Origin of the sequence: Streptomyces sp. NPDC088194 (assembly GCF_040702025.1) — a bacterium.
Taxonomy (GTDB): Bacteria; Actinomycetota; Actinomycetes; order Streptomycetales; family Streptomycetaceae; genus Actinacidiphila.
The window spans coordinates 60,462-68,084 of the sequence record NZ_JBFBIV010000048.1 but is presented as its reverse complement, the minus strand read 5'-3'; the positions used below and the strand labels follow the sequence as shown (position 1 = coordinate 68,084).

The window sequence follows — 7,623 nt, the reverse complement described above, 5'->3', positions numbered from 1 at the left end:
CGTTACCTCTCCGCGGACCGCAAGCCGTTCCCGTGACCTGCGCCACTCCCCCACCACCCCGCGGTCAGCGCCGGTCGAGGGCGGCGGCGACCTCGTCCATGACGCGGTTCCAGTGCGCGCGCCGCCGTTCGCGCTCCTCGGCGCTCGCCAGGTGCTCCTGGTGGAAGCGCAGCGCCGTCCGGTCCCCGTCGGCGGTGGGGCGGAGGGCGACCTGGACGGTGGTGGTGCCGTGGGTGACGCGGATGCGGTCCAGCGGACGGTAGCCGCGTACCTCGCCCGTGACGCCGGCCGCCGTCCGGTAGGCGGCGCCGCGCTCCGGGGTGAGGGCCGCGCCGGGCCCGAGCCAGAGGGCGAGCCCTTCGGCGCCGCTGACGAAGTCCCAGACGACGGACGGGGGGTGGGGCAGCGTGCGGGACACGCCGATCTGCCAGCCGGCGTCCTTGGTGAGTCCTGTGGGCACGGGGTCATCCTTCCTCGGAGTGGCGCAGGCGCAGCGCCCTGACCTTGTGGCGGTTGCCGCAGTGCTCCATCGAGCACCAGCGGCGGCGGCCCGGGCGGGAGGTGTCGACGTAGACGAGATGGCAGTCCTCGGCGGCGCAGGTGCGTATGCGGTCGGCGAAGGGCCCGGTCAGCAGCGCCACCGCGTCCCTGGCGACGGTGGCCGCGAGGTGGGTGCCGCCCGGGTTTCCGGCCCAACACTGCGCGCCGGCCGGGGTGATGGCGGGCGCCAGGGGCGGAAGGGCCGCGGCGGCGTTGATGACCGCGAGGTCGCCGGGCGGGAGGAGCTCCCCCTCCAGGTGGGCGAGGACCGCACGGAACAGCGCGTCGCGCAGATCCCGTACGCCGGCCACCTCCGCCGCGGAGATCTCCAGCACGGGGGTCGGGGTCAGCCGTGAGCGCTCGGCCCAGGCGGCCAGGTCGGCGGGTTCGCGCAGCACCTCGTAGCGGCGGTAGGGGCCCGGACCGCCGGTGGTCAGCAGCTCCAGGCACAGCGCGCCGGGGTCGAACCGGTAGGCGACACCTGTGTGGGAGCGCAGTGTCAGCCCCTTGGTTGCCGAGGATTCCATGTAACCAATATAAATGGTTACATGGCACTGCACTGGAAGTTGGTCATCGACAGCGCGAACGCGGCCGCCCTCGCGGACTTCTGGGCCGCCGCCCTGGAGTACGAGGTGGAGGACCCCAGCGCCCTCATCACGCAACTGCTGGCCGCCGGCCACATCGGCGAGGACGCGGTCACCGAGCACCGCGGCCGCAGGAACTTCCGCGGCCATGCCGCGATCCGCCACCCCGACGACCCGTTCGACCAGACCAGCGGCGTCGGCCGGGGCCGGCGGGTGCTCTTCCAGGACGTACCCGAGCCCAAGTCGGGCAAGAACCGCCTGCACCTCGACGTGCACGGCGGACCCGGCGGCCTGACCGAGCTGGTGGCCCGGCTGGAAGGACTGGGAGCGACCCGCGTCCACGAGGTCGACCGGGGACCCGCCGGCCACTGGTGGGTCATGCGGGACCCGGAGGGCAACGAGTTCTGCGCGGCGTGACCCCCACCGCGAGCGGGACGCCCGCCCAGCGCGATCCGACTCGGCCGCTCGTCCCCGGGCAGCAGGGCCAGGGCCGGACGGGGCGGACGGTCGTGCGGCCGGGCGATCACGAAGCTGGTGCGACCGGGGAGGAACCGGCCCGTGGCCTCCCCGGGACCGGTCACGTCCAGCAGCACCAGGATCTTTCCCCCTGGCCGCACCTGGTGCAGCCAGGGCAGCGGGATGTACCGGACCGCGCACGTGGCGATCAGCCGGTCGTACCGGCCCCCGTCCGGGTCGCCGCGCAGCCCGTCACCGATGATCAGCCGGGGCGCGAACCCGGCCGATGTTGCATAAAACCGTGAGCACGGTCAGGCGTACGCACCGCTCCCGCGCACGGCGGCGCCCCGCCGGTCCGGCGGGGCGCCAACGCTTTCGGGTCAGGACAGTTTCAGGGTCGGGCGGTACATGTCGATCCACAGTGCGAGGTCGAGGGTGCGCTCCAGGCCGCGGCGCGACGCCTGCATGATCTGCGGGGTGTCGATGCGCACCAACCGCTCCAGCGCGCTGCGGCTGACGAGGTCGAACACCGGGTGGGCGGGCTGGGCGAGGACTTCCTTGACGTTCTTCTGGAGGGCGACGGCGTAGGCCGGGTCCTGGGTGGAGGGGTAGGGGCTCTTGACCCGGTCGTAGACGGACTGCGGCAGCACGTCGGCGGTCGCCTCGCGCAGCAGGCTCTTCTCGCGGCCGTCGAAGGACTTCAGCGCCCAGGGCGCGTTGTAGACGTACTCCACCAGGCGGTGGTCGCAGAACGGCACCCGCACCTCCAGGCCGACCGCCATGCTGGCGCGGTCCTTGCGGTCGAGCAGCACGCGCACGAACCGGGTCAGGTGCAGATACGAGATGGTCCGCATCCGGAACTCCAGGTCGCTCTCGCCCGCGAGCCGTTGGACCTCGGCGGAGGCCGTGGCGTAGGAGTCGCGCACGTAGCCGTCCAGGTCCAGGCCGTGGCTGAACTCCTCGGTGAGGATGCTCCCCTCGTCCCCGAAGTGCTTGGCGAAGCTCGACAGCCAGGGGAAGGTCTTGCCCTTGCGGGCCTCGGGATCGAAGAACTGGAGGTAGCCGCCGAAGACCTCGTCGGCGGACTCCCCCGACAGCGCCACCGTCGAGTGCGCGCGGATCGCCTTGAAGAGCAGGTAGAGCGACGCGTCCATGTCGCCGAAGCCCGCGGGAAGGTCCCTGGCCGCGATCACCTTGGAGCGTACGGCGGGGTCGGCGAGCTGGTCGGAGTCCAGGACGATGTCCTGGTGCTCGGTGCCCGAGGTGCGGGCCACGTCGTGCACGAAGGGGGTGTCGGGGGTGCCGCGCAGCTCGTCGGCGACGAAGTTCTCGGTCTGGCCGACGAAGTCGACCGCGAAGCTCCGTACGGTCTCGCCGGTCCGGCCGAGCTGCTGCGCGGCCAGCGCGGTCATCGCGGAGGAGTCCAGGCCGCCGGAGAGCAGCGTGCAGCGCGGGACGTCGGCGACGAGCTGCCGCCGCACGATGTCGTCGAGCAGGGTGCGCACGTGCCCGATCGTCGCCTGCTTGTCGTCGGTGTGCGGCCGGGTCTCCAGCGACCAGTACGTGTGGGTGCGGATGCCGTTGCTGTCCACGGTCACCACGGTGCCGGGCTCCACCTCGCGCATGCCGTCCCAGAACCCGTGCCCCGGGGTCTTGACCATCACGAGCAGTTCGCGCAGGCCGTCGAGGGTCACCGTCCGCTCGGCGAGCGGGTTGGCCAGGATCGCCTTGGGCTCGGAGCCGAACAGCACGCCGTCGGCGGTCGGGTAGTAGTAGAAGGGCTTGATGCCCATCCGGTCCCGGATCATCACGAGCTTCTTCTCGCGGTCGTCCCAGATCGCGAAGGCGTACATCCCGTTGAGCCGCTCGGCGACCGCCGCGCCCCACTCCAGGTAGCCGTGCAGCACCACCTCGGTGTCCGAGTCGGTGCTGAACCGGTGGCCGCGGCCGGCCAGTTCGACGCGCAGTTCGGTGAAGTTGTAGGCCTCGCCGGAGTAGACCATGGCGACCGTGCCGCCGGGCGCGTCGACGCTCATCGGCTGGCGGCCGCCGGGCAGGTCGATGATGGCGAGCCGGCGGTGGCCGAGCGCGGCCGGTCCGCTGATCCACGTGCCCCGGTCGTCGGGCCCCCGGCAGGACATCGTCTCGGTCATCGCGTCGACCATCGGCCGCTGCGCGGCCAGGTCGCGCTGGTAGGAGATCCATCCGGTGATTCCGCACATGCGACTTCTCCGTCCACTCGGTCACACGCAACGTGTCCGCAACACGAATCATGTGTATTGAGCACCTAAACGGATGGTCGATCCGCCGCGGTCCGCCCGTCAACGGCAGCCGGAAGACCGGTGTATGTAGTAAGCAACTTTCGGTCATCATATGAGTGGCCTGCATAAATGCCCCGTCGCGTGCGCACTGATGACCCTCCGTCAAGGGTCTGGGTACGACTTTGCGAGGCGTTGGGGTAAGCGGGCCGAAAAAGTGGAGGAAGCAGTTCCGCGAACCCGTTCGTATACACCCGCCGCCCCGCCAACGGGTGTACGCGCCCCCGCCGCACGGCCTCCCCCCGGCCCCGCCGAACGGCCGAATACCTCCCCAACCCCTTCAGCCACAATGGCCGGTTCCCCCACCCCGGGTGCCGTGACGGAGGAGGCCCACCCGTCAACAGCGACGGGGACGCCGTCGCGGAAGAGGGCGACCGCCAAGGGGCGCTGGGGGCACTTCCCGGCGAAGCCAGGGGGAGGAACCGCGCGACCAGCCACATCGGTGGCGCACCGGGCGCGCCGGACCCACTCCCGCGGCGAGACCCCGGGGCCACTGCCGGCCGCACCCTCAGCCGTGAACGCCCTCCCCCACCGCACCCTCAGCCGTGAACGCCCTCCCCCACCGCACCCCCACCGAAGTGCCGCCGCACCGCATCCGCCACAGCCCCCTCCTCGCCGGAGGCGACCGCATCGAGCAGCACGCAGTGCTCCGTGGCGTCGGCGACCAGCCGATCCCGATCCCGCACGCCACCCCCCTTCCGCTGCGGCAAGGCGGCGGGCCACTGCGTACGCCGGTGCACCTCGTCCGCGACAGCGACCAGGTGCAGGTTGCCGGACAGCTGCAACACGGCCCGGTGGAACGCGCGGTCGGCCTCGGCGTACCCCCCGAGGTCGCCGCGGACCGCCAGCACGACCGCCTCGTCCGCGAGCGGCCGCAACCGCTCCCAGCGGGCGACCGGCACCGTGCGGGTGAGCCCGAGCACCACGGGCCCTTCGAGCAGCGCCCGCACCTCCGCCAGCTCGGCGAGGTCGCGCGCGGTGTGCTCGGCGACGCGGAAGCCGCGGTTGGGCAGCACCTCGACGGCGCCCTCGCGGGCGAGCAGCTGCATCGCCTCGCGGACCGGGGTCGCGGAGACGCGGTACCGCTCGGCCAGCTCGGGAGCGGAGTGCACGGAGCCAGGTGCGAGCCGCCCGGAGACGATCGCGGCGCGCAGCGCGTCGAGCACCTGGTCGCGTACGGACAGCCGCTCGGGCACCCGCGCGGGCGGCACTATGGGCGCGGCTCGCTCCACCGGGTCCCGCCCCTCTCCACCGCTGTCCGGGAATCTGTCCAGGAAATCCGTCCGACCTTACGTCCGATCATCGGACCGTACGACCATCCGGCCCGCCGGTCCCCCGATCCCCCCGATCCCCCGGGCCGCCCGTCCACCCGCCGCACGGCCCCTCATCGACCCCGAGGCCCCACACCCCGCACGCCATACGCCACGCCCCGCACGCCACGCCCGGGCGGCCGGCGCGCGACCGCCACCCGCGGCGCCACCCGCTCCCGTACCGCGCTCCGGCACACTCACCCGTCCGGCGTACGGCCGCTGGCGCAATCCCTCACCCAGGTCGCTAAGGTAAGCCTTACCATGCCTGCGACCAGCGCCTCCTATGCCCGGCTGTCCGCGGTCTTCCCGCAACTGCGGATCACCGCCGCCCCGCCGCCCTCCGGCGCGGGCTGGATCGGCGCGGGCGAGCTCGCCGCGGGCGGCGCCGCGCTGGACGCGTTCGTGACGAACGCCACGGCCGAGTCGGCCCGGAAGCGCGAGCGCCCGCCGCGCCCGGACGTCGTGGCGACCCTCGCGCTCCACCGTTACCTGTGGCCGGCGTGCCTGCTGTTCACGGTGCCGTGGTTCCTGCACGGCAGGGTGCCGCGGCTGCCGGTCGGCGACGTGGCGTTCCACCCCGCCACCGGCCGGGTCACGGTGCGCACCCGGTCGTTCAGCTGCCTGCCGGACGACCCGGCCGCGACGCTGCCCGGCGCGCGGACGGCGCCGCACCCGGCCGCGCTGCGCGACGAGCTGCGGGCGGCGATCGCCGACCATGTCGCGCCGGTCCTCGCGGGCTTCGGCCCGCTGCTGCGACGCGGCCGACACGCGCTGTGGGGCATGGTCACCGACGAGATCACCGAAGGGCTCTGGTACGTCGGCCGGTTGTTCGACCAGGAGGAGCGCGCGGTGGCCGAACTGGCCGCGCTGCTGCCGGGCGGCACCCACCCTTTTCCGGGCTCCGCGGGGTTCCGTCCGGGTACGCGGATTGACGGACCGTCAGCCGGGACGCAGTGCGCAGCGGCGTCGCGCACCCGGCTCACCTGCTGCCTTTACTACACCATCAGCCCCACGGACACCTGCACCACCTGTCCGCGGCTGCGCGCACCGGCCCGGATCGACCGCCGTGCGTCCGCGGCCTGACCGTCCACGCTACGATCTCGCTCAACTAAGCCGTTCTGGCACGCGAGTTCGAGCACCCGGGAACCATACGCGTGCTCTTGTGCCGTAACGTCTGCACCCATCCGCGCTCTGCACGATGATGTCGGTCGTAAGCAGTCCCCACGGCCCGAGCGCGACGGAAGCGACACGAGGAATCGCATATGAGAATCACCGACATATCGCTGGACTGGATGATCTCGGCCGTCATCGGCCTGGTCGTCCTCGCGGCTTGCGTCTTCGTCTTCCGCAACCGCCGCACGTCCGGTGACAGCGCCACCCAGGGCGATTCATGGGAGCGCAGCGAGGAACGCCGCCGCCGCAAGGAAGCGGTGTACGGCAGCGCCTCGTACGTGCTGCTGTTCTGCTGTGCCGCCGTGGCCGCCGCACTGTCGTTCCACGGCCTGGTCGGCTTCGGGCGGGAGAACCTCGGCCTGGACAACGGCTGGGAGTACCTGGTGCCGTTCGGCCTGGACGGGGCGGCGATGTTCTGCTCCGTGCTGGCGGTCCGCGAGGCCAGCCACGGCGACGCCGCCCTCGGCTCGCGCATGCTGGTGTGGATGTTCGCCGGCGCCGCGGCCTGGTTCAACTGGGTGCACGCGCCGCGCGGGGTGGATCACGCGGGCGCGCCGCAGTTCTTCGCCGGCATGTCGCTGTCGGCCGCGGTGCTCTTCGACCGCGCGCTGAAGCAGACCCGCCGGGCGGCACTGCGCGAACAGGGCCTGGTGCCGCGGCCGTTGCCGCAGATCCGGATGGTGCGGTGGCTGCGCGCCCCGCGGGAGACGTACGGCGCCTGGTCGCTGATGCTGCTGGAGGGCGTGCGCTCGCTGGACGAGGCGGTCGAGGAGGTCCGCGAGGACAAGCGGCAGCGCGAGCAGAACGAGTTGCGGCGCCGCGACCACGACCGGATGGAGCGGGCGAAGATAAAGGCAATCACCCGACAGGGGCGGCCGTGGCCGCGAGGTGGCCGGGGCGGTCGCCAGGTCGAACTGCCCGCCGCGAGTGCGACGGGCAACGGCCAGACCGCTTCGGAGCCTGCCATATCCCCTTCGGCCGAACTGCCGTCCGGTGAACTGCCGGTGCGGGCGCGTCCGGCACTCCAGCCGGTACGCGAGGAGGCACCGGCCGCCAACTCCGCGTCGGAGCCGTTCGCTTCGCAGTCCGAGCCGTCCGCGTCAGCGTCGGGCCCCAAGACGATCGACCTGATCGCCGAGGACGACACGCTGACGCTTCCCCGGCTGGACTCCCTGGAGCGCAAACTCCAGGACCTGGAGCGTCAGTTCGGCTGAGCAAGTGAAGTAGCGGTACACGGGCGGC

General features: G+C 72.4%; 7 protein-coding genes and 1 pseudogene. 3 read left to right on the top strand and 5 right to left on the bottom strand.

All coding sequences use genetic code 11. The features are described 5' to 3' along the window. Positions 1-64: 64 nt before the first annotated feature. A complete protein-coding gene (locus tag AB0399_RS25070) occupies positions 65-460 on the bottom strand; it encodes an SRPBCC domain-containing protein (protein ID WP_329363670.1) in 396 nt (131 codons plus the stop codon). Positions 461-464: 4 nt separating this feature from the next. Next, a complete protein-coding gene (locus AB0399_RS25065) occupies positions 465-1,067 on the bottom strand; it encodes a CGNR zinc finger domain-containing protein (RefSeq protein WP_366412869.1) in 603 nt (200 codons plus the stop codon). Positions 1,068-1,088: 21 nt separating this feature from the next. Between AB0399_RS25065 and AB0399_RS25060 the strand changes: the two genes are divergently transcribed. Further along, on the top strand, positions 1,089-1,541 hold the full coding sequence (locus tag AB0399_RS25060) for a VOC family protein (RefSeq protein WP_366412868.1): 453 nt from the start codon (positions 1,089-1,091) through the stop codon (positions 1,539-1,541). 32 nt (positions 1,542-1,573) lie between these two features. Here the strand turns inward: AB0399_RS25060 and AB0399_RS25055 are convergent. The 3 genes and pseudogenes from AB0399_RS25055 to AB0399_RS25045 all read right to left on the bottom strand — a co-directional run. After that, positions 1,574-1,867 (bottom strand): annotated as a pseudogene (locus AB0399_RS25055) (methyltransferase); the annotation flags it as partial. Between the two features lie 93 nt (positions 1,868-1,960). Next, positions 1,961-3,802, bottom strand: coding sequence for an asparagine synthase (glutamine-hydrolyzing) (gene asnB, locus AB0399_RS25050; RefSeq protein ID WP_366412867.1), 1,842 nt, complete (start codon positions 3,800-3,802; stop codon positions 1,961-1,963). A gap of 635 nt (positions 3,803-4,437) precedes the next feature. Further along, positions 4,438-5,130, bottom strand: a complete 693-nt coding sequence (locus AB0399_RS25045; protein WP_329363678.1) for a GntR family transcriptional regulator — start codon at positions 5,128-5,130, stop codon at positions 4,438-4,440. Between the two features lie 339 nt (positions 5,131-5,469). Here AB0399_RS25045 and AB0399_RS25040 point away from each other — a divergent pair, with 339 nt between their 5' ends. Then, entirely contained in the window at positions 5,470-6,291 is an 822-nt protein-coding gene (locus AB0399_RS25040; RefSeq protein WP_329363680.1) for a (2Fe-2S)-binding protein, read from the top strand. Between the two features lie 179 nt (positions 6,292-6,470). Next, positions 6,471-7,595 (top strand): DUF2637 domain-containing protein, encoded by a 1,125-nt coding sequence (locus AB0399_RS25035; protein WP_329363682.1) that lies wholly within the window; start codon positions 6,471-6,473, stop codon positions 7,593-7,595. Positions 7,596-7,623 lie beyond the last annotated feature (28 nt).